This is a genomic window from Acidithiobacillus sp. (assembly GCF_023229925.1).
GTDB lineage: Bacteria > Pseudomonadota > Gammaproteobacteria > Acidithiobacillales > Acidithiobacillaceae > Acidithiobacillus.
In genome coordinates, this window is record NZ_JALNYM010000003.1 from 160,862 (window position 1) to 182,494 (window position 21,633).

Sequence of the window (21,633 nt, forward strand, 5' to 3'; positions counted from 1 at the left end):
GTCACTTGGGCGTCGGTACGTTTACCCACAGAGGGCCAGGACAGCGGCGCGCAGTGCATCCATCCAGGCTATGGGTCCGCAAAAGTAATGCAGAAAATGCATGAGGAGACTGACTATCTTTTCCTGCAAGGCATTAGCACCATATTGCTGCAGGCGTTGCTGCGCTTCACTACCCGTCATACCGGCTGAACTGGTATGCAAATCGGCCAGGGTCTGTTCTATGGGTGGAGTTTTATCGGTCTCTGTCGAAGATATGCTATCCATTGAGCTCAGGCGTAGATTTGCCGGGGCCGGTCACGTTTAAGCATGAAAACAGCTCCCACTGGGATGCAATCCCAAGCGCTTGAACAAAGCCTGATCGTGTCCCGTGCTGGCATTCCCTGTGGTCAGCAGACGATCCCCCAGAAAAATACTGTTGGCACCGGCCAGGAAGGCGAGCGCCTGCAATTCATCACGCATGGCCTCGCGTCCGGCAGACAGTCGCACATAGGCGCTAGGAAAGAGTATGCGGGTGACGGCAATAGTGCGTACAAATTCGAATCCATCGATGGGCTCTGCGGTCTCCAGCGGGGTGCCAGGGATAGGAACCAGGGCGTTGATGGGAATGCTCTCCGGGGCTTGTGGCAGTTGCGCCAGCACTTGCAGCATGCGCGCCCGGTCACGACGGGATTCACCCATGCCGAGGATGCCACCGCTACAAATCTTAATACCAGCGTCACGCACTGCCTCCAGCGTATCGAGGCGGTCCTGGTAACTGCGGGTGTGGATGACTTCGCCATAAAATTCCGGTGAGGTGTCGAGGTTGTGGTTATAGTAGTCGAGGCCGGCATTCTGTAAGCGCTCCGCCTGTCCCGGTTTAAGCATGCCGAGCGTCGCGCAGCTTTCCAGACCATATTCTTTGACCACGCTAATCATGGCGGCGACTTTTTCGATATCCTTGTCGTGGGGGGAGCGCCAGGCAGCCCCCATGCACAGGCGTTGGGCGCCGTTGGCTTTGGCCTCCTGTGCGGCCGCACGAACCTGCTCAATGTCCATGAGGGCCTCTGCCTTGAGCGCCGTCCGGTGATGGACGCTTTGTGAACAGTAGCCGCAATCCTCAGAGCAACCACCGGTTTTGATGGAGAGGAGCGTGGAGCACTGGATAGCGTTTGGATCAAAGTGTAGCCGATGCACCCTTTGCGCCTCAAAAATCAGATCGTTGAAGGGACGGGCATAGATTTCGAGGATGGCGTCAAGGGTCTGGGTTGGTGTGGTGGTATTCATCAGTCTTCCCTGTTGAGAGCAGGTGGGTGGGAGGATTCGGCGTATTTTCTGAGTTGGGTCTGAACGAGTATGGGCGCCGCGCTAATCCTAAGCACTTTGTCTCGAGCGCTCTCCCCCTGCACTAAAGTAATTTGCCGCCTTTTAAGGCGCAGGGTAGCACAGAGCAAAGCCGAAAGGGCAGTATTAGCAGCGCCGTCTACGGGTCGGGCGCGCAGACGGATTTTGAGGGCATCGCCGTGGCATCCGCTGATGGTATCGGCCTTGGCACCCGGCTGTACATGGACGCGTAAATACAGGTCGTCACCCTGTACGCGCAGGTACCGGGGCGGCGTTTCTGTGGGTGTCATAGTCGTAGTCTGCCTTAAATGGGTTAGCCGCCCAATTTGAGGATGGCGTTGACCAGCAGGCCTTTGATCAACTCGATGAGCAGCATGGCTACTAATGGGCTGAGATCAATGCCACCCAGCGGCGGGATGATCCGCTGTAGCGGATAAAGAATGGGGCCGGTCACCCGTTCGAGGAACTGGACGATGGGGTTGCGCGGATCGGGTTGTACCCAGGACAGTATGGCGCGAATGAGAATAGCCCAGAACAGCAGGGTCAGGACAAGGCTGGTAAGACGGGCTGCCATAATGCTTAGTTCGGTCATGGTATATCCTTTTTGGGGCTGCCCAGAGCGCGACTGCGCTCGGCCGCGGCTGCCAGGGCTCGTTGCGCCAGTGGCCGCAGATGTTCCTCCCATGCGGCCAAACCTGCTGCCGTGGTGCCGCCCGGACTGGTGACCTGATGGCGTAACTCAGTTGGGCTGAGCACGCTGGCAGCGGCCATTTGCGCGGTACCAAGCACGGTTTGTAAAGCGAGCGCGCGGGCAATGGGCCGGTCCAGGCCCTGCAGCACGGCTGCATCTTCGAGTGCCTCCAAAAAAAGCAGGACGTAGGCGGGGCCGCTTCCAGAGAGTGCGGTAACGGCATCCATCAGCGACTCGTCACTCAGCCAGTAAGTCTGCCCCACCGCGGACATGATAGCTTCGGCAGTCTGGCGTTGTGCAGCGTTCACCGAATCGCGGGCATAAAGAGCGGTCGCTCCGGCGCCGACCTGCGCCGGGGTGTTGGGCATGCCTCGCACGATGGCGCTCCCGGCATTCAGTTCGGTGGCGATGCGCGTACTGCCGATACCAGCGGCGACAGAGAGAAAGAGCACCCCGGCGTCGGCAAAGGCTTGGCGCCATAGCGCAAGCACCGACGAGATTTGCTTCGGCTTGGCGGCATAGATGACCACGCTGTTGGTCGGCAAATGCTGCGCCTCGGCCGGCAGGCTGCGGATGCCGAACTCTTCCGCAAGCGCATCACGGCGCGCGCCGCTGGGGGCATGAACCTGGATCTGCTTACCCGCAACGCCCCGATGCCGTAGACCGGCGATGAGGGCGCGTGCCATATTGCCGGCACCGATGAAGACGATATTCTGAGGTATCATAAGGACTCCTGGGTACGTGCTCCGAAGAGGATGGTACCAAGACGGATCTCGGTGGCGCCGTGTTGCAGGGCTTGGAGGTAATCCGCCGAAGTGCCCATGGAGAGGGTATCTAGATCGGCATGGATTGGGGTCTGCTGTAGCGCGAGGAAAAGTTCTGCCATCCGCCGGAAGTCGGCGTCTGCCTGTTCCGGTTGCGGGTGGACCAGGGCCATCAGGCCGCGTAGCCGCAAACAAGATAATCGGGAAATAGCGAGGGCCAATTCCGGGACTTCTTCCGGCATGCAACCTCCTTTGCTGTTTTCTCCACTGATGGCCACTTCAATAAGCACGTTTAACGGGGCCAGCATGCCCGCGCGTGCGTTATTGAGTCGTTCAGCGATGAGTGGACGGTCTACACTTTCCACCCAGTCAAAATGCCGGGCTAATGCTGCAGTCTTGTTGCGCTGGATGCGACCGATGAAGTGCCAGACGATGCCATCCAGATCTCTTAGCGCCATCTGCTTGTCCAGGGCTTCTTGCAGATAGTTTTCGCCGAAGTGACGGAGGCCGAGTGCATAAGCGCGACGCAGAGTCTCTGGCGCGACACGCTTGCTGGCGGCGAGCAGGCATTGTGGCGGACGGTCGGCAATTTCCCATTGCACATGGGCTAAGCGTTCGGCGAGGGGCATCGGTCTCCGGCAGACGTGGGCGAAATGGTCAAGGTCGACTATAGTAACGCTCAATAGCCTTTGGTCCAAAATCACGGGCCGTTTATTCTGGGAGCTACATGATGGACATTTCAGAACTGCTCGCCTTCGCGGTGAAGAACAATGCTTCGGACACGCACATTTCGGCGGGTTTGTCGCCTATGCTGCGGATCAACGGCGATATTCGCCCTCTCAATGTGGAGGCGCAGGACAGAAAGGCCGTACATGGCATGATCTACGACATCATGAATGATTCTCAGCGGAAGGGGTATGAGGAAAGGCTGGAAATCGACTTTGCGTATGAGTTACCTGGCGTGGCGCGTTTTCGGGTGAACGCCTTCAACCAGGACCGTGGACCTGCGGCGGCGTTCCGGACGATTCCCGCCAAGGTGCTGAGTCTGGAAGATCTCAATGCACCTAAGTCTTTTACAGAGATCATCAACGTACCGCGCGGACTGGTGCTGGTCACCGGGCCGACGGGATCAGGTAAATCAACGACGTTGGCGGCGATGGTGGATCATATCAATGCGAATCGCGCTGACCATATTATTACCATTGAAGATCCCATTGAATTTTTGCATACCCCCAAGAAGTGTCTCATCAACCAGCGCGAGGTAGGCGCCAACACCCACTCCTTTGAAAATGCCCTGCGCTCGGCTCTACGTGAGGATCCCGATATCATTCTGGTGGGCGAACTACGTGACTTAGAGACCATGCGTCTGGCGCTGACCGCAGCGGAAACGGGCCATATCGTGTTTGCGACGCTGCATACGAGTTCTGCGCCGAAAACCATTGACCGTATTGTCGATTCATTCCCTGGGGGGGAAAAGGATATGGTTCGCGCGATGTTGTCAGAATCCTTGCGCGCAGTTATTTCTCAGACCTTGCTCAAAACGGCCGATGGCAAAGGCCGAGTACCCGCGCATGAAATTATGATTGCCACTCCGGCTATCCGTAACCTCATCCGCGAAAATAAGGTGGCGCAGATGTACTCGGTGATCCAGACCGGACAGAATCAGGGCATGCAAACCCTCGACCAGTGTCTTGCCGATCTGGTACGTGCCCACAAAGTGACCCGCGAAGATGCCCTGCGCCGGGTACAGAACAAAGACAGCTTTATGAATGTGGCCTGAGGACAATTTATGTCGGTACTAGATGATCTGCTGGTCTTGATGGTGGAAAAAAACGGTTCGGACCTTTACCTCACCGTAGGTTCGCCGCCGGTCATGAAAATTGACGGGCGGACGGTTTCATTGGGGGCAGAGATGCTGAAGCCGGGTCAGGTGCTGAATCTGGCGAAAGAAATTCTGGGCACGGAGCAATTGCAGGAATTCCAGCAGGAAAAAGAAATTAACATGGCCATTTCCGCGCCTGGGATTGGGCGTTTCCGGGTCAATGGCTTTTTCCAGCGCGGTGAACTGAGCTTTGTCTTGCGTGCCATTAAGACGCAAATTCCTAGCCTGGAACAGCTCAGGCTACCGCCCATACTGAAAGACTTGGCCATGACTTCCCGGGGGCTTGTGCTCTTTGTTGGGGCTACCGGTTCCGGTAAAAGTACTTCTCTGGCGTCGATGATTCAGTATCGCAATCAGAATGCGGCGGGCCACATCCTCACGATTGAGGATCCCATCGAATTTCTTCATAAGAATGCGATGTCTATCGTCAATCAGCGCGAAGTGGGTATAGATACCCTGAATTACGAGCGGGCGCTGGAGAATGCTTTGCGTGAGGCACCAGACGTTATTCTGATCGGCGAAGTGCGCAGTCGGGATACCATGGATCACGCCATGGCGTATGCAGAAACCGGGCATTTGTGTATGTCGACCTTACATGCGAACAATGCGAATCAAGCCATTGAACGTATCATCAACTTCTTCCCGGAAGATCGCAAAAAGCAGTTGTTGATGGATCTTTCGCTCAATTTGCGCGCGGTGGTGTCACAACGCCTGTTGCCGATCAAGGGGCAGGGCGGGCGAGTGGCCGCGATGGAGGTGCTGATCAATACCCCGGCCATTGCCGATTTGATCCACAAGGGTGAAGTGGGCTTGCTGAAAGACGCCATGGCACGGACGAATGATGTCGGTATGCAGACTTTTGATCAGAGCCTGCTGCACCTGTTTATGGATGGGTTGGTGGAATATGAGGATGCCCTGCGTGGGGCCGATTCGCAGAATGATCTGCGCCTTGCCATCAAGCAGGCCTGCATGCGGCGTGGCCTGGAAGACCCCGGTTCCAGTACATCTACCGAAGGACAGTGGCGCATTCAGTCTTGAGTGGCTGGTGGACTCTGCCGGCCGCATGGTTAGCCTTGTTGGCCTGGCTGATACTGGTCTTTGGGCGGGGGGGCTTTTGGCGGGCAGATCAGCGTCTTTCCCTCGGAGCATATGGCGCGCAGCGAACCTGGCCGGAAGTGACTGCCGTGGTGCCTGCGCGCAATGAAGCAGAGGGGATTGGTGATTGCGTAACGGCTCTTTTTAGGCAGGATTACCCCGGTGTGCTGCGCGTCATCGTGGTGGACGACCAGAGCAGCGACGGCACCGCAGAGTGTGCGCGAGAAGCGGCACATCGAGTGGATGCTGCTTCCCGTCTAGAGGTGCTGAGCGGTGCGCCATTGCCGGAAAACTGGGCGGGCAAAGTCTGGGCCATGGCCCAGGGGGTGGCTGCGGCGGGTCTGGTGCCACTGCTCTGGTTCACCGACGGAGATATTGTTCACGAGCCGGGTGTTTTGCAACGCCTCGTCACCCAGATAGAGGACAAAGACCGGTCACTGGTTTCTTTGATGGTGATGCTCTCCTGCCATAGTTTTTGGGAACGTCTTCTGATTCCGCCTTTCATTTTTTTCTTTCAGATGCTGTATCCCTTTCCCTGGGTCAATAACCCGCGCCGGGCGCTGGCTGGCGCTGCCGGGGGCTGTATGCTGCTGCGTCGGGAGATTCTCGAAAAGGCGGGCGGTTTCGCTGCTATGCGTGCGGCACGCATAGATGACTGCACGTTAGCGGCCCTACTGAAGCCCCACGGAGCGATCTGGCTGGGTTTGGGAACCGAGAGCCATAGTCTGCGGGACTATCAGCGGCTTGGCGAAATATGGCGGATGGTAGCCCGCTCCGCTTACGTGCAACTGCGGTTCAGCCTCTGGCGCCTGCTCGGGGCGATATTAGGGATGATTTTTCTTTATGCTTGGCCGGTAGGGGGGCTGCTGTTCGGCCTTTGGACGGAAAATATCTGGCTGGTGTTGCCAGTGCTGCTCGCTTGCCTGCTGATGTTGACGGCCTATCTGCCCACCTTGCGTCTTTATAGGCTGGACCCGTTCTGGGCGTTCAGCCTGCCCGTTGCGGCCCTGCTCTATACGCTCATGACGCTGGATTCTGCCCGCCGTCATTATAGTGGCCGGGGCGGTGCATGGAAGGGACGGCATTACAGTTCGCCTGGAGAGGAGCAGTGAACGCACAGCGCCTCATCATTTGAGGAGCGGGTTGATCACCCCTGTGCCCCGACCTTGCGGTCGCGATCCCGGGATGGGACGTGTTCAACGATAATGCAGCAGATAGCGCCACTCGAAGACGACTTTGGCCGCATGCCAGAGTGGATTGGCTAAGACGCTGGCCTGTTTCGGGCTGCGATACACCATGATACCCCTGTCCAGGGCATCGACGATGCAGACCAATTCGCTGCGGAAAGGCTTGTCTGCGATTTTCCCTTGCAGGTGCAGGTGCAGGAGCAGATTATGCACGGCGGCCTCTGCCTGAAGGTCCGCCGTATGGCCCTGCTTAGGTAGCCAGTCCGGGCTGCCCGCGTAGGATCCCGCATCGCCGACGATAAAGACGCCTGGATGCTTTGGAACGGCGCAGTGCAGATCAGATTGGAAAAAGCCACCAGCGGAGAGCGGCAGACCGCTGGCGGCTGCCCAGTCGGGGCCAGTCATGCCGGGCATGAACAGAATCAGATCAGCAGGAATATCCCCCCCCTCAGTCATCACTCTGTCGGCTGCGAAGCCACTGATTTTATGACCGAGATGGGTGCGAATGCTACGTCGCTCCATCTCCGCGAGCAATCCCTCAACTGCCTTGGGACCCAGGCGGTTGCCCGGCTCCTTCATCGGATTAAAAAACACCAGTTCGATTTGTTCACGTTTGCCGATACGTCGCAGATGGGTGTCGATCCCGAAAAGCAGTTCAAACACTGGGCCGCCGCGCACGGCGGTCGGCTCCAGGGGATTGCCAGCGAAGCCGAAGGCAATGGTGCCCTTGTCCATCAGCGCCAGGCGGTCCCGGATGTTTTCGGCGGCGTCGATACCGTCGCAGATGGCGAAACTGTGCTCAATACCCGGTAATTTACGGATACTGCGCCCGCCGCTGGCGATGATGAGCGCGTCGTTCTGCACTTCGCCCTGGTCGGTGATGACCGTACGGCCGCTATCGCGCAGGCCGGTGACGCGGCCCGGATGGAATTGTACCCGTCGACGCCGAAAAAAATTGTCCAGCTGAATCCGCAGGCTACCGCCCTGTCGCAACCCGGTGGGAATCCAAATCAAGCTGGGGTAGTAAATAAACTCAGCCTTGGGTGCAATGACGGTGATTTCCGCATCAGGCATCTGGCGGCGCAGATGGCGGACGGCTGTCAGCCCGCCGAATCCCGCACCGATAATGGTCACTTGGGTCATGTGCTATTCCTCAGAGTCAAAAAACTGGAAGGAGGCCGCAATCAGCCCCGTCCACACAGTATACTGCATCCGCGTAACAGGGCGCCCGGCAGGCCGGACTTTGTTACGCCTCCGGCAGACGGCTCAGCCACCCAGTACACGCTGATAGTTGTCTGGTAAGGGGCTGACCTCCTGGGCCTGGGCAAAGCCGCGTTGCACGAAGAGGCTGACGACGGTGCCATGGGCCTGGACGAGGGTCACGACGTTGGGATCCTCGCTGGTCTCTTCTACAAGGACACCGTTGGGTACCAAGGTCACTTCCATCCGTACTTTTTCGCGTTGCGTGAAAATTTCGGGAAAGGCCGGATCCCAGAAACGCAATCCAAAGTTTTCTTCCAGCCGATGGTGCATGGCCGGCACATGGTCGTGCAGCAGTCGGACGATCTCCGGGTTGGTAGAAGAGGTCAGCGAACGGATTCCATTGGAAAGCCGGGTCAATTCACGTTGAATCTGGTCGTGATGACGAAGCAGGGTATGAAAGACCTCCTGATCGTGCTGATGACGTGCCCTTTTGTCTGTATTCCCGGTGCCTGCCAGCATCCGCTGTTCCGTCGCTTCTTCGTCAGCGAGATTCATGCCGCCACGTCTCAAACCTGTCGGCGGCCCTTGCAAGGCATTTTGTTTGTTCATTCTAAGTACTCCTCAATATACCTGAATTACGTCGGCAGGAAAGATCCCGTCTGTTGTAAATCGTCCTCCGCTAGCGCAGCGGTTCTCGTCTCGTTGCGACTCCTTTCCCCAGTTAGGGGAGCCCTGAGTGTGGCCGAGCGTGTTAATGACCCGAGTGACGTTTTTCACCGAGCACGAAAAATCATCATCATCCACGAGCACTTCTGCACAGGGTACGGTAGCTTTGTGGCTGATCACGACCTGTGTTGCCCCCATGTCGACAATGGTGTTGGAGCCCAACTGGTGTTCTGAGATACGCATGGTCCCACCATAAGACGCAGCAAATGTGCCTGCATTGACAATTGTCAAAGTGGACAAATCTGGTTGGCTATCAGGGTGCGGAGGATCAGGTGCGGGTGTCGTCACTGCTCGTGTGCAGAAGCAGCTTTCGTGGATCAGGAATCTCGATTTGCCCCTGGTGTTCGTGAAGTAGCCCCTGGCGTTTCAGGTCGGCCATGATACGGCTGACGTGCTCAGTAGAAAGGCCGAGAAATTCCCCCAGGTCCTGGCGGGTGAGAGGGAAGGGCGCCGCACGTTGTTGTGGATAGGCGCCGACCCATTGACAGAGGAAAGTAGCCAGCCGGGCATCGGCCTTTTTCGCGCCTAGTTCGACGATGCGGTCCTCGGCTTCCTGTAGGGCTTGCTGCCAGCGCGCGAAAATAGCTTCACGCACCGCCGGGAGTCGCTGGGAAAGCGCATCCAGCGCCTTCAGTTCCAGACGGCAGAGATCAGTTCCGGTCAGGGTAATGGCACTATGATGATGCCAATCGGTGCGCAGTCCTTCAAAACCCAGGAGGTCGCCATGGCGGAGCAGGCGAACGATCTGCGCGTGACCATTGGGCGGGTTCTTGACCAGCTTGATGCCGCCTTGACGAAGCGTATAGGCATGTTGCGCAGGGGCGCCCTCGTGATAGAGCGCCGTTCCCGCCGGGACATGGATATCCTGGACGTTCATACCAAGTTCGCAAACTTCTTCCCTGCTCAGCCCGGCAAAAATGCTGCGCCCGCGCATGAGGCAACGCACACAGTCCGAGTGTTTGGTAGTCACGGGATGCGTCGATAGCAGAGGTCATAAACCGCATGCCCCAGTCCTTGCCCGCGCCGCTCAAATCGGGTCAATATGCGGCTGTCAGGACGGGAGACATAGCCATTATCTGGATTGGCATTCTGCAGGCCTGGGGTGGCGTTGAGCACCGCGAGCATCTGCCCGGCATAATCCGCCCAGTCGGTGGCCAACTGCAGTTCGCCACCGGTCTGCAGCAAGCGGCAAAGCAATGCAGCGAAGTCCGGCTGGATCAGACGGCGTTTTTGCTGTCGTTTTTTGGGCCATGGATCAGGAAACTGGATGACGATGCACTGCAGCAGGGCTTCGGGCAGCGCCCGTAGCCAGGTGACGACATCATCATGGACAATGCGGACATTGTCGGTCCCGGCCTCCCGCAGTTGTAGCAGCAGGGATCCCACGCCGGGTGTGTGTACCTCCGCCCCGATGCAGCCCCAACCGGCCCGTTGCGCAGCGATGGCGGCAAGATGTTCGCCATTTCCAAAACCGATTTCCAGCAATAGCGGCCTTTGGCCATTCCAAGGATCCCGCCAGACGGCATGGGCATCTATCCGCCAAGCCGGTAAATGTTCCGCAACGGCGCGCATCTGAGCAGCGGTAATGCGGCCCTGGCGCAGCACAAAGCTGCGGATAGGGCGATGACTGGTCTTGAGGGCTTCATCCATGACAGGCATTATAACCCGTTTGGCGCTAGGGCCTAGAGAGGAGGGCGGGCATGGAACATCCGGTAGTGGGTGTGGTAATGGGCAGCGAGAGCGACTGGGAAGTGATGCGCGCCGCAGTAGAACAGTTGCAGGCGTTGGCCATTCCTTACGAACAGCGTGTCGTGTCCGCACATCGCACGCCCGATCTTCTTTTTGAATATGCGGCTAATGCTGTGCAGCGGGGGCTGCGCTGCCTCATCGCTGGCGCTGGCGGCGCAGCGCACCTGCCTGGCATGCTGGCGGCCAAGACCATTGTGCCGGTGCTGGGCGTGCCAGTGCCCTCCAGGCATCTCCAAGGCATGGATTCCCTGCTGTCTATCGTGCAGATGCCCAAGGGGGTGCCGGTGGCGACCTTTGCCATTGGCACAGCGGGCGCGGCCAATGCCGGTCTGTTTGCCGCCGCCATGCTGGCCGGTGCAGATGCGGCGCTGGCCCGGCGCTTGCGGGATTTTCGGGCACGGCAGGAGGCCGCGGTGATGGCCATGACATTGCCGGAGGTTACTCTTTGATTTTGCCTGGTGCTACGCTGGGGATACTGGGCGGCGGACAGCTCGGACAGATGTTCACCCTGGCCGCCAGGCGCATGGGTTATGGCGTCTGGGTGCTGGATCCCGATCCATGTTGTCCGGCCGCGGTGGTGGCGGACCGGCATCTCTGTGCGGCTTATGAGGATACTGCCGCTTTACAGGAGATGACCGTTAGGTGCGCGGCGGTTACCACAGAGTTTGAGAATGTTCCGCTGGGCTCCTTGGAGCGCATAGCGCAGGTGATACCCATGCGGCCAGGCGCCAGGGCGATGGCTATTGCTCAGGACCGCGCGCAGGAAAAGGCCTTCTTCCGCGATCTGGATTTGGCTATCGCGCCATTTGCGCTGCTGCGCAGCACAGCCGATCTGGTTGATGCAGCGGCTACTGTACCCTTCCCGGCCATTCTCAAGACCGCGCGTTTCGGTTATGACGGGAAAGGACAGGTGGAGGTTGCATCCGCAGCAGAACTGCTCGTTGCCTGGGCGGCGCTGGGGGGGGGGGAGGCAGTGCTGGAAGAACGCATTGCCCTGGCACAGGAAATTTCCGTTATCTTGGCACGCACTGCCGAGGGTATGATGGTTTTTTATCCAGTAGCTGAAAATGTCCATCACCGGGGTATCCTTGATTTATGTATTGTGCCAGCCCGCACTGCGGAATCGCTTCAGAATCAGGCGCGACGCAGTGCGGCGCGTATTGCCGAAGCATTGGATTATGTAGGGGTGCTGGCTGTCGAGTTTTTTGTGGATAGCGCGGGACAACTATTGGTGAACGAGATGGCGCCGCGTCCCCACAACAGCGGACATTTCACCATGGATGCTTGTGTGCATAGCCAATTTGACCAACAGGTCAGGGCCGTATGCGGCCTGCCTCTCGGGGATAGCCGTCTGATCAGTCCGGTGGTGATGATGAATCTGCTGGGTGATCTTTGGGAAAGTGGCGACCCAGACTGGGATGCGCTATTGCGCCATCCACAGCTCAAGCTGTATCTATACGGTAAGAATGAAGCCCGGCCCCGGCGCAAAATGGGGCATGTGAACGCGCTCGCCCCGGATGCCAGCCGGGCTATTGCGGTGCTGGAGACCCTGCGCCGCGACTGGCGTTGGCCGGATTAGACAGAGCAGGACCCTCGTTTTGGCGCCGCGGTCAAGGGTCTAACATTTGCCTTGATGTCCGGCAAGCCATTGGGCAAGCCAGAGCAGCATGGCACAGGCGAGGAAGAAGACCAGGCTCCAGTGGGTGACAGGCCATCCGGCCAGAGTGCGGGCCCCGGCGGCGACACAGGAGCCCTGTCCAGAGAGGGCCGAGGCGGCGCCCTTGCCCAAAGACCCGAAGCTGCGCCCGCCCTGAAAGAGATTCACGGCTGTGCATGTTTCCGGTGTGCGGCTTGCTACCGCGCTGAGATGCCACTGCCACCCGGCAAGTCCTGCGCCTGCCAGTGCATAGGCACTGGCCAGCATCCATAACCCGCGCCGCGTTGCGCCCGTCCAGAAGAATCCCATCACGACGACCACCAGCACCGCGAGACTGGCCAGGCGCTGATACACACAGAGGCTACAGGGTGCATAGTCCCTTGCAAATTGTAACCAGAGTACCAGCGCAAAGGCGCCTATTGCGGCTAGCACCACCAGTACGGCGATCAGTGAAGATAAATGCTTCGCATTCATGATGCGTTGAGTAAATCTCGCCATTGCGCGTTATCGGGCAAGCCAAAAATGTAATGGATTGTTTTGCCGTTGCGGTAGACCAGAAAGGGTACGCTGGCGACAGGGGCTCCCTGAATCTCAAATTCTTTACCCTCGAGCCGGGATTTGTTGAAGCGCAGACGATCCTGCATTTTGGCGATTACCGTAGCGCTGGCAGGATCGATACCGCCTTCAGGACCTGCCTTGGTCATCGCAAACCCCAGCTCTGTCTGTTTAAGTGCCGTCATCCGATTGGCCGCGGCGAGAATGGCGGAAGCCTTGCCCTTACTGCTATGGGTCAAGAAGCCAACGACAATGAAGCGGACTCGCAACTGTCCATTGTCAATGGGGTTTTGCAGCCAGGTATAAATTTGGTGGCAATAGGGGCAGTTGGGATCAAGAAAATCATAGATGATTGGCCCCTTACTGCCTTCTTCGATATAGTGGGTATGGCTCAGCGCCTGCCAATAGTCCAGATCATGATCGGCAGAGGCCTGCGCCGCATAGGCGCTGCCCATGGCCGCGGTCAGAATGATTCCACTGAGCACCACGGATCGCGCTAAGTATTGAATGCTGCCAATGATCGTCATGATGCGTTGTTCTCCAAGTGTGAAGATGTCTGAATACGTAGTAGAGCGATATGTTTCCGGCTATAGAGCTCATAACCCGAGTAAAGTTCACGAACCCGCAGCGCCTTAGATAATTGTGCCCGTACAGCGGGTATATCGTGGGCGGGGAGGGCTAGATAGGCCGTACCCTGACCATCGGCCACGACGCGAGGGAGTTCTTGCAGGTTTTTCATCTGATGTACCCGCATGGCGCCGCGCCCTCCGTAGAACAGAAAACTGGGTTCGAACCATCGCCAGGTGGCGATGGCATAGGGTTGTGTGCCCTCGTCGGCACGGATCATGCGGCCCATGGTCACGGAGGGCTTTAGGGTGTCCAAGGCGGGCACCGTCAGGAGCACTAAACAAGCGGTAAGTGCTACTGCGCCTGCTCCCAAACTGCTGATAACCGGTAGCAGCAGGCCGCGCCAGGCGAAGAGTAGGGCCAGCAACGCCGTAGCGATATAGGGGGCGCCCAGATAAGCCACATCACCGAGGGGCGGGATTTGCTCGGGCACCAACCAGGTGCCCAATACCGCCAAAGCGACACCTATCAACAATAGTGCCGCGAGGGAGAGAATGACGCCGCGGCGACTGATGGGCTGCGCCTCATTGAGTGCTGCATAAAGGCGCGCTGCGATGAGGATAAAGAGGGCGGGATAGGCCTCCCAGACGTAGTTGGGGAGTTTGGTGGCGCCAAGGCTGAAAAAGGCGACCCAGGTAATCGCCCAGACCAGCATGAATGCATCGGCGGGCGCTTTTTGCAGGAGTGCTGCCCGTCTTTGCCAGAGCTCCGCGAAGGTCTGTGGCAGAAAAATCGTCCAGGGCAGCAGCGCCAGTGCGCTGGTGAAAAGATAGTAATAGATCGGGCCGCGATGCCCCTGCATGGCGGCGGTGTAGCGATAGACGTTCTGCTGATAAAGGAATGACTGGTCCCAGGCCCAGTGGGTCTCCATGCCTACGGCCAGGTACCAGGGCAAGGTGATGACGAGGAACAGAGGAATTCCTAAAACCGGTTGTCCTCGGCGCCAGAGGCTTGCCAAGTCGCGGCGCAGCAGCAGAAAGATCACAATGACAAGCCCCGGCAGGAGGAAGCCGATAGGGCCTTTAGCCAGGGTCGCCAATCCCATCGCACCATAGGCGACCAGAACGCCGCGGCGCCCTTCTTCCGGGTAGAGATAACCACGCAGATAGGAAATCAGGGCGATCGCAACGAATAGAATGAGCAGCGGATCAGGTACAGCGGCCCGGAAGATGATCTGACTATGCAGGGCTGTGGCGGTCAGTAATCCCGCCAGCAAAGCCGTCTGCTCCCCATAGAGGCGACGTAAGGCCAGGGCCAGATAGAGTACCAATAATGCACCCATAGCTACCGATCCAATGCGCAGGCCCCAACTGTTCATCCCCAGCAGGCGCACCCCGGTCCACATCAGCCAGTAGTTGAGGATAGGCTTGTCGGGACGTAGTGCTTCGTCGAAAGTGGGCACCACCAAATTGTGGTGCACCATCATTTCTTTCAGGGCCTGGGCATTATTGGGCTCATCAATGTCCCAGAGGCTGGCATCCCCGGTATGAAAGGCCAAAAGCCAGAAGGCAAAAAGGAAAAGGATCAGCGTCTGAAAGAGAAAGGTCCCTCGGCGCTGTTCAGGCATCCCGCGCTCCGCCCTTCATAATGCGCGCCTTGTCCCGCTGCCACTCTCGTTCTTTGGCAGTGGCGCGCTTGTCGTGCTCCTGTTTACCTTTCACCAGTGCGATTTCTACCTTGGCGCGGCCTTGTTTCCAGTACATGGCTAGGGGAACGATGGTAAAACCCTTGCGCTCCACGCTGCCGATCATGCGATTGATCTGTTCCCGATGCATCAGCAGTTTGCGGGTGCGTGTTGGATCTGGGTTTATATGGGTGCTGGCGGTGAGGAGCGGGCTGATGTGCGCGCCGAGCAGCCACAGTTCGGCGTTTTTGACGACGATGTAGCTGTCTCGAAGGTTGAGACGACCCGCGCGGAGCGACTTTACCTCCCAGCCCTGTAAGACCATGCCAGCCTCAAAGCGCTCTTCGATAAAGTATTCGTGTTTCGCCTCGCGATTGATGGCGATGGTGCTGCTCATCCTGCTACTCCCGTGCCGGTCAGTCGGGTATTGTACGGGAAAAGACGGCAGGGCAGAAAGGTGGCATTGACTTTGCCGGTATTCCTGTGGAAGGTGACCAGCATGTACCACTACGGACTTTGAAGATTTGTCGAACCCGTTGCCAAAACGTTTCGCGCCGCACCGCCAAAGGCGTTGGGAGCCTATTCCCGAAGGCGTGCTGCTGAGCGATATGCCGGCTATCATCGAATGGCTGGAACTGTGCCTGCTTGATGCGCGGGCCGAGATTCTCTTTGAGAACTATATTTTTGCCGAAGGCGATTGGCCTGAGCGTGTCTTGCGTATCCTTTGTGATAAAGCGGTGGCAGGGGTCCAGGTCTATATCACCCTGGATGCCGTGGGCAGCCGCAGCTTCCCGAGTGGCTGGGCGACTGAGTTGCGTGCCGCTGGTGCCCATTTACACTGGTATCACCGCTTGCAACTCAAAGGGCTAGAAAAAAGGCTACGACGCAGTCATCGGCGTGTCGTCGTGGTGGATGGCCAGTGGGCTGCAGTGGGTGGCTTTGCAATCGCTGATGACTGGCTCACCGGCGTGCCGGGCACCATGCCCTATCGCGAGATGCTCTTTGCCTGTCGCGGCAATTTGGCAGAACAGTGCCGCCAGATTTTTTTTCGTCACCGCCCGGAGTCCCTTCCATCATTGGGCAGGGGGACGTTTCTTCCAACCGATGCCCTATGGTGGGGGCACGGGCGGTTTTTAGAGGGCGCGCCACCGGGAAGTCTCGCCGTACGCCGCCGTCTGCTCGCGGCCATCCATGCTGCGCGTCAGAGTATCTGGATTGCCACCCCCTACTTTAATCCAGATCCGATCCTTCTGCGCGCCATCTATCGTGCCGTGCAGCGCGGTGTGGATGTCCGGCTCCTGCTAGCTGGCCGGATCACCGACCATCCACTTTTGCGATTCGGGATTCAGGCGTATTATCAAAAACTGATGCGCAGGGGGGTGCATGTTTACGAATATGAAGGCGCCTTTCTACATGCGAAATATATGCTGGTGGATGGTTTCTGGGCGTCGATCGGCTCCGCTAATCTTGATTTTCTGAGTTTGTGGTTTAATCATGAGCTCAATTTGGAATTACGCGCGCCGCTTGCCGCCCTTTTGCTGCGCACCTTGTTTTTACGAGAGTTCGACCAGGCCCGGGAAATTGACCCGGAGCCTTGGCGCAGGCGCCCCCGTTGGCGACGAATCATCGAATGGTTTTGGGCGCAACTGGATCGTTGGGTGCAGGCGCATGCACTGGGTCAGCGCCGTTATTGAGAGGGTTTCATGCATCATATTTGCAAAACCGCCGTACTGCCCTACAGTGCTGCGCAAATTTTTGCCCTGGTAGAGGATATTCGTGCCTATCCGCAGTTTTTACCCTGGTGTGGACGGACCCGGATCATCCAGTCGAAAGATGAAGAAGTGGTCGCAGAGATCACTATCTCCCACGGCGCTTTCGGCAAATCTTTCACCACGAAAAATCGTTATCAGCGGCCAAAGCTGGCAGAGGTGCGGCTGGTGAATGGTCCCTTCCGTTTTCTGGAAGGGCTCTGGCAATTGGAGCCGGACGCGAGAGGCACCAAGGTAACGCTGGACATGCGCTTTGAGTTCGCTTCACGGTTGATGGGTGCCTTTCTGGAGCCGATATTCAAGCATGCGGCAGAAACGATGGTGCAACGCTTTGCCCAGCGTGCGCGGGCTGTTTATGGGCAGCCGAGCGTGTTAGGGGCACAAAAGCCGGACGGGGGGGCGCAGTCCGGCTAGCCTTTAAGAGGCGGTGGCCGCTGTTGGTGGGACTGTGCTATGTATATCTCCTTGTACACTGATCAGCTTCCCATCTTTATCAAAAAGTATCCGAACCTTGCGCACCTCTGTGGCGCCATAGGCTGGCTTGAAGCTGTAGGCGTAAACCCACTGATGCGGATGCCAGGGATCCTGCAGGAGCGGTGAGCCGAGAATAGTACGTACCTGCAGTTCATCCATGCCGGGGTGCAGTTCGGCCAGTTCTTTGGCGGTGATGGCGTTGCCTTGCTGTACATCGACGCGATAAATACTACAGGCGCCGAGCAGCAGGGCACAGAAAGTAAGCAGGGTAATTAGGCGGAAGCTTCTCATAGTCCTTGTCTTAGGCATCAGGTGCAACTATCCTAAACCATTACGCATGGCGATTGCTACGAGCGAATGAACGACGAACGAATTAGCAGCGATGAACTGAAGCGGGCTGGTCTCAAGGCGACCATGCCCAGACTGAAGATACTCCGCCTCTTCGAGGACAGCGACACCCGCCATCTGACGGCCGAAGAAATTTATCGGCAGTTGCTGGAGGCTGGTGAAGAGGTGGGGTTGGCCACGGTATATCGTGTCCTTACCCAGTTTGAAATGGCCGGATTGGTGCGCAGACATCACTTCGAGGGCGATAAGGCGATCTTTGAGCTCAACGAAACGGGGCACCATGATCACATGGTCTGTACGGCTTGCGGCAAAGTGCTGGAGTTTTTCGATGAAGCGCTAGAAGCGCGGCAGCGGGAAATCGCAGCGAATCAGGGTTTTTTTATCAGCGATCACAGTCTCTATCTCTACGGCACCTGTCGCGGCATGCAGGATGCGGGGATTTGTTCACTGCGGGATGACTTGCCCGGGCACCGCACGGATTAGCTGTGGTCGTCGCTGAGTACCAGGTTATCCCTATGGATAATCTCAACTTCATCCACATCGCCGAATAGGGTGCTCAGCGCTTTACTGCTTTTGCCCAGACGAAGCTGGACGTCATGCCTTGCGAAGTTCACCAAGCCACGGGCCACTTCTTGGCCTTCTGGATCGACGCAGCAGAGCAGATCGCCACGATGAAAGTCGCCTTCGGCGGCAGTGATACCGACCGGGAGCAAACTGCTGCCCTTTTCCCGGAGCACCCGTGCGGCGCCCGCGTCCAGATGCAGGGTGCCGGTCGGGCGCAATTGCCCCGCCAGCCAGCGCTTGCGGGCCGCCAGTTTGGCGACGCTCGGATGAAAATACGTCCCTATCTCCTCCCCGGCCCAGATGCGCAACAGTACGTCTTCGGCACCGCCGGGGGCGATGAGGGTGGCGGCGCCCGACTGGGCAGCACGGCTCGCTGCCCGTACCTTGGTGATCATGCCGCCGCTCCCTAGCGCTGTCCCAGCCCCACCCGCCATCCGCAGCAGTTCGGGGTCTCCCGCTTGTACTTCCGTGAGCAGGCGAGCATGAGAATCGTGGCGCGGGTCTCTATCATAAAGCCCCGCCTGATCAGTGAGAATTACCAGCAGGTCGGCCTCCAGCAAATTGGCGACCATGGCCGCCAGCGTATCATTATCGCCAAAGCGGATTTCGGCACTGGCAATCGCGTCGTTTTCATTGATGATGGGAACTACGCCCATCTCCAACAGAATGCGCAGCGTGGCACGGGCATTGAGATAGCGTTGACGATCGCGTAGATCTTCATGGGTAAGCAGGACCTGGCTGCCATGCACACCACCGCGGCGCAAAAAATCTTCATAGACCTGGATGAGTGCTGCCTGCCCGACGCTGGCAGCCGCTTGCAATTGGTGCAGGACCGTAGGTCTGGTCTGCCAGCCGAGGCGCTCCATACCAGCGGCAACCGCGCCGGAGGAGACGAGAACTATCTCGATGCCATGACGGCGGAGTACCAATATCTCTGTGACCCAAGCTTCAATAGCAGCGAGATCCAACCCTTGGCCGTTATTGGTGAGCAGGCTGCTACCGATTTTAATGATCCAGCGTTGTGCGGTTTTCAGGTCGCGGCTCACGCCTCGTCCTCCTCCCATTCAGCGTCAAGATCGTCCCCTTCCCAGCCCTCCAAGACCTCGTCTTCGTCGCCCCAGTCCTCGGTCTGCTTGGGATCGGGGGCGGGGGGCAGGCCGGGAAGAGCCTGCCAGATGGCATGCACCAATGCCCCACATCCGGCACCGCTGGCGGCCGAAACCAGGAAGGCGGACCCTTCCCATTGCAAGGCCGCGCGAATCTGCTGGAAGCGCAATTCGGCTTCTTCGCTTGAGAAGAGGTCTGACTTGTTGACCACCAGCCAGCGGGGGCGCGCCGCCAAGGCCGGACTATAGGCGGCCAACTCCACTTCCAGCGCACGGATATTGGTAGCCGGATCGCTCTCATCGGCGGGGGCCATGTCCACCAGATGGAGGAGCAGGCGGGTACGGCTGAGGTGTTTGAGAAAGCGGGTACCCAGCCCCGCGCCTTCAGACGCACCTGGAATAAGGCCGGGAATATCGGCGAGTACAAAAGATTCGTGGGTGGCGACGCGGACGACGCCGAGATTGGGATAGAGGGTAGTGAAGGGGTAGTCTGCCACTTTCGGGCGGGCGGCACTGACAGCGCGGATAAGGGTACTTTTGCCGGCATTGGGCAGGCCCAGCAGGCCGACATCGGCGAGCACGCGCAGCTCCAGGCGTAAATTGCGCTCTTCACCGGGAGCCCCTTTTTCAAACTGGCGGGGTGTGCGGTTGACGCTCGACTTATAGAAGAGGTTACCATGCCCGCCGCGGCCGCTCTGGGCGACCAATAGTCGTTCGCCTTCGGTACGCAGGTCACCGAGCAATTCGCGAGTATCGTCGTCATACACCAGGGTGCCGACCGGGACTTTGATCTCCAGGTCGTGGCCAGCGCGGCCCGTCATCTGGCGCCCGGCGCCACCGTGGCCATTTTCGGCGCGATAGCGGCGCTGGTAGCGGAAGTCGATGAGGGTGTTGAGGCTGGCCTGGGCAACCAGATAAACACTGCCGCCGCGTCCGCCATCGCCGCCATCGGGGCCGCCGAAAGGAATAAATTTCTCGCGGCGAAAACTCACCGATCCATGGCCGCCGTTACCGGAGGCCACATGAATGCGTACTTCGTCAATAAATTTCATAGAAAAACCCCGCTCCCGCAGAAACGGGGCGGGGTCCCTCTGAGCAGAGGCCTGCTTAGGCCGCTGAAACGACGCTGACGGTGCGCACCTGGCGCGGACCCTTGCGCTCGAACTTCACGACACCCTCGGCGGTGGCAAAGAGCGTATGGTCTTTGCCGATGCCGACGTTGGCGCCCGGATAAAACTGGGTGCCACGCTGACGAATAATGATGTTGCCGCTGATGACTTCCTGTCCGGCGTAGCGCTTGACGCCCAGACGCTTGGACTCGGAATCGCGGCCGTTACGGGAGGAACCTCCAGCCTTCTTATGTGCCATGATTGTGCTCCTTAGGCTTCAATGCCGGTGATGCGGACTTCGGTAAAATACTGACGATGGCCCTGCTGCTTGCGGTAATGCTTGCGCCGGCGCATCTTGAAAATATGTACCTTTTTGGCACGACCCTGGCTGAGTACGGTGGCTTTCACCGCGGCACCCTCCACCAGGGGCCGTCCTACCTGGACATCACTGCCGACGCCGACCATGAGGACACGGTCCAGTGCGAGTTCGACACCGGGCTCAACTTCCATTCTTTCGAGCCGGAGCTTGTCGCCCACTGTCACCCGATACTGCTTGCCACCATTTTCAATGACCGCGTACATCACAGACCTCCAACAAGGGTTTCGCCGAGACTGCCCGGAAAAGTTCGCAAGGATAGCGTTATCAGTCTATTAACGCAAGAGGAAATCCAGAGCGTTGGCAAAGGCCTGGCGGTCGGCCTGGCTCAGGGTGGCGGGGCCGCCGGTACGCACGCCGGAATCCCGAAGCTGTTCCATCATGTCCCGTATCCGCAGGCGTTCGCGGATGGTTTCGGGGGAATACCGCTCGCCGCGCGGGCTGAGGGCATGGCCATTTTTTTCAAGTACGGCAGCAGCCAGAGGGATATCCGCAGTGATCACCAGATCGCCCGCTTCAATGCAGCGCACGATTTCATCGTCGGCCACATCAAAGCCTCCCGGCACTACCACGCTGCGAATATGAGCAGATTGGGGCACGCGCAGGGGCTGATTGGCGACCAGAGTCAGGGGCAGTTTCAGACGCGTACTGGCGCGAAACAGAATTTCCTTGATGACATTGGGGCAGGCGTCGGCATCGACCCAGATATGCATGGAAGCACTCGGAAATGTTGGAGGAATGGACCTTGGCACAGACGGGGCTAGCTGGCAATGCCAACATCTCGTCACGTAAGCGACCAACCACTTA

General features: G+C 58.3%; 29 protein-coding genes. 8 read left to right on the forward strand and 21 right to left on the reverse strand.

Annotation, left to right across the window (positions count from 1 at the left end; all coding sequences use genetic code 11):
- Positions 1–21 precede the first annotated feature (21 nt).
- The 6 genes from M0P56_RS10830 to M0P56_RS10855 are packed head-to-tail and all read right to left on the reverse strand — an operon-like array spanning position 22 to position 3,404.
- Positions 22–264 (reverse strand): cation-transporting P-type ATPase, encoded by a 243-nt coding sequence (locus M0P56_RS10830; RefSeq protein WP_291510043.1) that lies wholly within the window; start codon positions 262–264, stop codon positions 22–24.
- A gap of 36 nt (positions 265–300) precedes the next feature.
- Complete coding sequence (gene bioB, locus M0P56_RS10835) at positions 301–1,263, reverse strand: biotin synthase BioB (RefSeq protein ID WP_291510044.1); 963 nt, start codon at positions 1,261–1,263, stop codon at positions 301–303.
- Positions 1,263–1,610: a DUF167 domain-containing protein gene (locus tag M0P56_RS10840; protein WP_291510045.1), complete on the reverse strand. Its 348-nt coding sequence runs from the start codon at positions 1,608–1,610 to the stop codon at positions 1,263–1,265. Before M0P56_RS10840 ends, bioB begins: the two co-directional genes overlap by 1 nt.
- Before the next feature lie 23 nt (positions 1,611–1,633).
- The gene (locus M0P56_RS10845) at positions 1,634–1,912 is read right to left on the reverse strand and encodes a YggT family protein (protein WP_291510046.1); all 279 of its coding nucleotides are present in this window, start codon (positions 1,910–1,912) and stop codon (positions 1,634–1,636) included.
- Positions 1,909–2,736, reverse strand: a complete 828-nt coding sequence (gene proC, locus M0P56_RS10850; RefSeq protein WP_291510047.1) for a pyrroline-5-carboxylate reductase — start codon at positions 2,734–2,736, stop codon at positions 1,909–1,911. The genes M0P56_RS10845 and proC overlap by 4 nt, the downstream gene beginning before the upstream one ends.
- A complete protein-coding gene (locus tag M0P56_RS10855) occupies positions 2,733–3,404 on the reverse strand; it encodes a YggS family pyridoxal phosphate-dependent enzyme (RefSeq protein WP_291510048.1) in 672 nt (223 codons plus the stop codon). Before M0P56_RS10855 ends, proC begins: the two co-directional genes overlap by 4 nt.
- Positions 3,405–3,505: 101 nt before the next feature.
- Between M0P56_RS10855 and M0P56_RS10860 the strand changes: the two genes are divergently transcribed.
- From M0P56_RS10860 to M0P56_RS10870, 3 genes are read left to right on the forward strand one after another with little or no spacing between them, the layout of a single operon-like run.
- Positions 3,506–4,555, forward strand: coding sequence for a type IV pilus twitching motility protein PilT (locus M0P56_RS10860; RefSeq protein ID WP_366110093.1), 1,050 nt, complete (start codon positions 3,506–3,508; stop codon positions 4,553–4,555).
- 9 nt (positions 4,556–4,564) lie between these two features.
- Complete coding sequence (locus M0P56_RS10865) at positions 4,565–5,695, forward strand: PilT/PilU family type 4a pilus ATPase (protein ID WP_291510050.1); 1,131 nt, start codon at positions 4,565–4,567, stop codon at positions 5,693–5,695.
- Positions 5,677–6,864, forward strand: coding sequence for a glycosyltransferase (locus M0P56_RS10870; protein ID WP_291510051.1), 1,188 nt, complete (start codon positions 5,677–5,679; stop codon positions 6,862–6,864). The genes M0P56_RS10865 and M0P56_RS10870 overlap by 19 nt, the downstream gene beginning before the upstream one ends.
- 84 nt (positions 6,865–6,948) lie before the next feature.
- Here the strand turns inward: M0P56_RS10870 and M0P56_RS10875 are convergent, their stop codons facing one another.
- The 5 genes from M0P56_RS10875 to trmB all read right to left on the reverse strand — a co-directional run bounded on the left by M0P56_RS10875 (position 6,949) and on the right by trmB (position 10,527).
- Positions 6,949–8,082: an FAD-dependent oxidoreductase gene (locus M0P56_RS10875; RefSeq protein WP_291510052.1), complete on the reverse strand. Its 1,134-nt coding sequence runs from the start codon at positions 8,080–8,082 to the stop codon at positions 6,949–6,951.
- A 123-nt stretch (positions 8,083–8,205) separates the two neighbouring features.
- Entirely contained in the window at positions 8,206–8,751 is a 546-nt protein-coding gene (locus M0P56_RS10880; RefSeq protein ID WP_291510053.1) for a hypothetical protein, read from the reverse strand.
- Between the two features lie 12 nt (positions 8,752–8,763).
- Positions 8,764–9,051 (reverse strand): hypothetical protein, encoded by a 288-nt coding sequence (locus M0P56_RS10885; protein ID WP_291510054.1) that lies wholly within the window; start codon positions 9,049–9,051, stop codon positions 8,764–8,766.
- Between the two features lie 85 nt (positions 9,052–9,136).
- Positions 9,137–9,838, reverse strand: a complete 702-nt coding sequence (locus tag M0P56_RS10890) for a Crp/Fnr family transcriptional regulator (RefSeq protein WP_291510055.1) — start codon at positions 9,836–9,838, stop codon at positions 9,137–9,139.
- Positions 9,835–10,527, reverse strand: coding sequence for a tRNA (guanosine(46)-N7)-methyltransferase TrmB (gene trmB / locus M0P56_RS10895; RefSeq protein WP_291510056.1), 693 nt, complete (start codon positions 10,525–10,527; stop codon positions 9,835–9,837). Before trmB ends, M0P56_RS10890 begins: the two co-directional genes overlap by 4 nt.
- A 41-nt stretch (positions 10,528–10,568) precedes the next feature.
- On the opposite strand from trmB, the gene purE reads away from it, so the two are divergent.
- Complete coding sequence (purE, locus tag M0P56_RS10900) at positions 10,569–11,066, forward strand: 5-(carboxyamino)imidazole ribonucleotide mutase (RefSeq protein ID WP_291510057.1); 498 nt, start codon at positions 10,569–10,571, stop codon at positions 11,064–11,066.
- A complete protein-coding gene (locus tag M0P56_RS10905; RefSeq protein WP_291510058.1) occupies positions 11,063–12,196 on the forward strand; it encodes a 5-(carboxyamino)imidazole ribonucleotide synthase in 1,134 nt (377 codons plus the stop codon). The genes purE and M0P56_RS10905 overlap by 4 nt, the downstream gene beginning before the upstream one ends.
- A 39-nt stretch (positions 12,197–12,235) precedes the next feature.
- On the opposite strand, the gene M0P56_RS10910 is transcribed toward M0P56_RS10905, so the two are convergent.
- Genes M0P56_RS10910 through smpB form a run of 4 tightly spaced genes read right to left on the reverse strand, consistent with a single transcriptional unit; the run spans position 12,236 to position 15,477 of the window.
- A complete protein-coding gene (locus M0P56_RS10910) occupies positions 12,236–12,748 on the reverse strand; it encodes a disulfide bond formation protein B (protein ID WP_291510059.1) in 513 nt (170 codons plus the stop codon).
- Positions 12,745–13,356: a thioredoxin fold domain-containing protein gene (locus M0P56_RS10915; protein ID WP_291510060.1), complete on the reverse strand. Its 612-nt coding sequence runs from the start codon at positions 13,354–13,356 to the stop codon at positions 12,745–12,747. Before M0P56_RS10915 ends, M0P56_RS10910 begins: the two co-directional genes overlap by 4 nt.
- On the reverse strand, positions 13,353–15,023 hold the full coding sequence (locus M0P56_RS10920) for a glycosyltransferase family 39 protein (protein WP_291510061.1): 1,671 nt from the start codon (positions 15,021–15,023) through the stop codon (positions 13,353–13,355). Before M0P56_RS10920 ends, M0P56_RS10915 begins: the two co-directional genes overlap by 4 nt.
- Complete coding sequence (gene smpB, locus M0P56_RS10925) at positions 15,016–15,477, reverse strand: SsrA-binding protein SmpB (protein WP_291510062.1); 462 nt, start codon at positions 15,475–15,477, stop codon at positions 15,016–15,018. Before smpB ends, M0P56_RS10920 begins: the two co-directional genes overlap by 8 nt.
- 127 nt (positions 15,478–15,604) lie before the next feature.
- On the opposite strand from smpB, the gene M0P56_RS10930 reads away from it, so the two are divergent.
- Together M0P56_RS10930 and M0P56_RS10935 are read left to right on the forward strand one after the other, a co-directional pair.
- The gene (locus M0P56_RS10930) at positions 15,605–16,774 is read left to right on the forward strand and encodes a phosphatidylserine/phosphatidylglycerophosphate/cardiolipin synthase family protein (RefSeq protein ID WP_291510063.1); all 1,170 of its coding nucleotides are present in this window, start codon (positions 15,605–15,607) and stop codon (positions 16,772–16,774) included.
- Positions 16,775–16,783: 9 nt separating this feature from the next.
- Entirely contained in the window at positions 16,784–17,263 is a 480-nt protein-coding gene (locus M0P56_RS10935) for a type II toxin-antitoxin system RatA family toxin (protein WP_291510064.1), read from the forward strand.
- 3 nt (positions 17,264–17,266) lie between these two features.
- On the opposite strand, the gene M0P56_RS10940 is transcribed toward M0P56_RS10935, so the two are convergent.
- Positions 17,267–17,614, reverse strand: a complete 348-nt coding sequence (locus M0P56_RS10940; RefSeq protein ID WP_291510065.1) for an outer membrane protein assembly factor BamE — start codon at positions 17,612–17,614, stop codon at positions 17,267–17,269.
- Between the two features lie 66 nt (positions 17,615–17,680).
- On the opposite strand from M0P56_RS10940, the gene fur reads away from it, so the two are divergent.
- Positions 17,681–18,154 (forward strand): ferric iron uptake transcriptional regulator, encoded by a 474-nt coding sequence (fur, locus tag M0P56_RS10945; RefSeq protein ID WP_291510066.1) that lies wholly within the window; start codon positions 17,681–17,683, stop codon positions 18,152–18,154.
- Here fur and proB read toward each other — a convergent pair.
- From proB to M0P56_RS10970, 5 genes are all read right to left on the reverse strand, one after another.
- Positions 18,151–19,299: a glutamate 5-kinase gene (proB, locus tag M0P56_RS10950; RefSeq protein WP_366110049.1), complete on the reverse strand. Its 1,149-nt coding sequence runs from the start codon at positions 19,297–19,299 to the stop codon at positions 18,151–18,153. The genes fur and proB overlap by 4 nt on opposite strands.
- Complete coding sequence (cgtA, locus tag M0P56_RS10955; RefSeq protein WP_291510068.1) at positions 19,278–20,393, reverse strand: Obg family GTPase CgtA; 1,116 nt, start codon at positions 20,391–20,393, stop codon at positions 19,278–19,280. Before cgtA ends, proB begins: the two co-directional genes overlap by 22 nt.
- A 55-nt stretch (positions 20,394–20,448) precedes the next feature.
- Positions 20,449–20,709 (reverse strand): 50S ribosomal protein L27, encoded by a 261-nt coding sequence (gene rpmA, locus M0P56_RS10960; RefSeq protein ID WP_009565803.1) that lies wholly within the window; start codon positions 20,707–20,709, stop codon positions 20,449–20,451.
- An 11-nt stretch (positions 20,710–20,720) separates the two neighbouring features.
- Entirely contained in the window at positions 20,721–21,032 is a 312-nt protein-coding gene (gene rplU / locus M0P56_RS10965) for a 50S ribosomal protein L21 (protein WP_291510069.1), read from the reverse strand.
- Between the two features lie 69 nt (positions 21,033–21,101).
- Positions 21,102–21,539 (reverse strand): YaiI/YqxD family protein, encoded by a 438-nt coding sequence (locus tag M0P56_RS10970; RefSeq protein WP_035193494.1) that lies wholly within the window; start codon positions 21,537–21,539, stop codon positions 21,102–21,104.
- Positions 21,540–21,633: the final 94 nt, after the last annotated feature.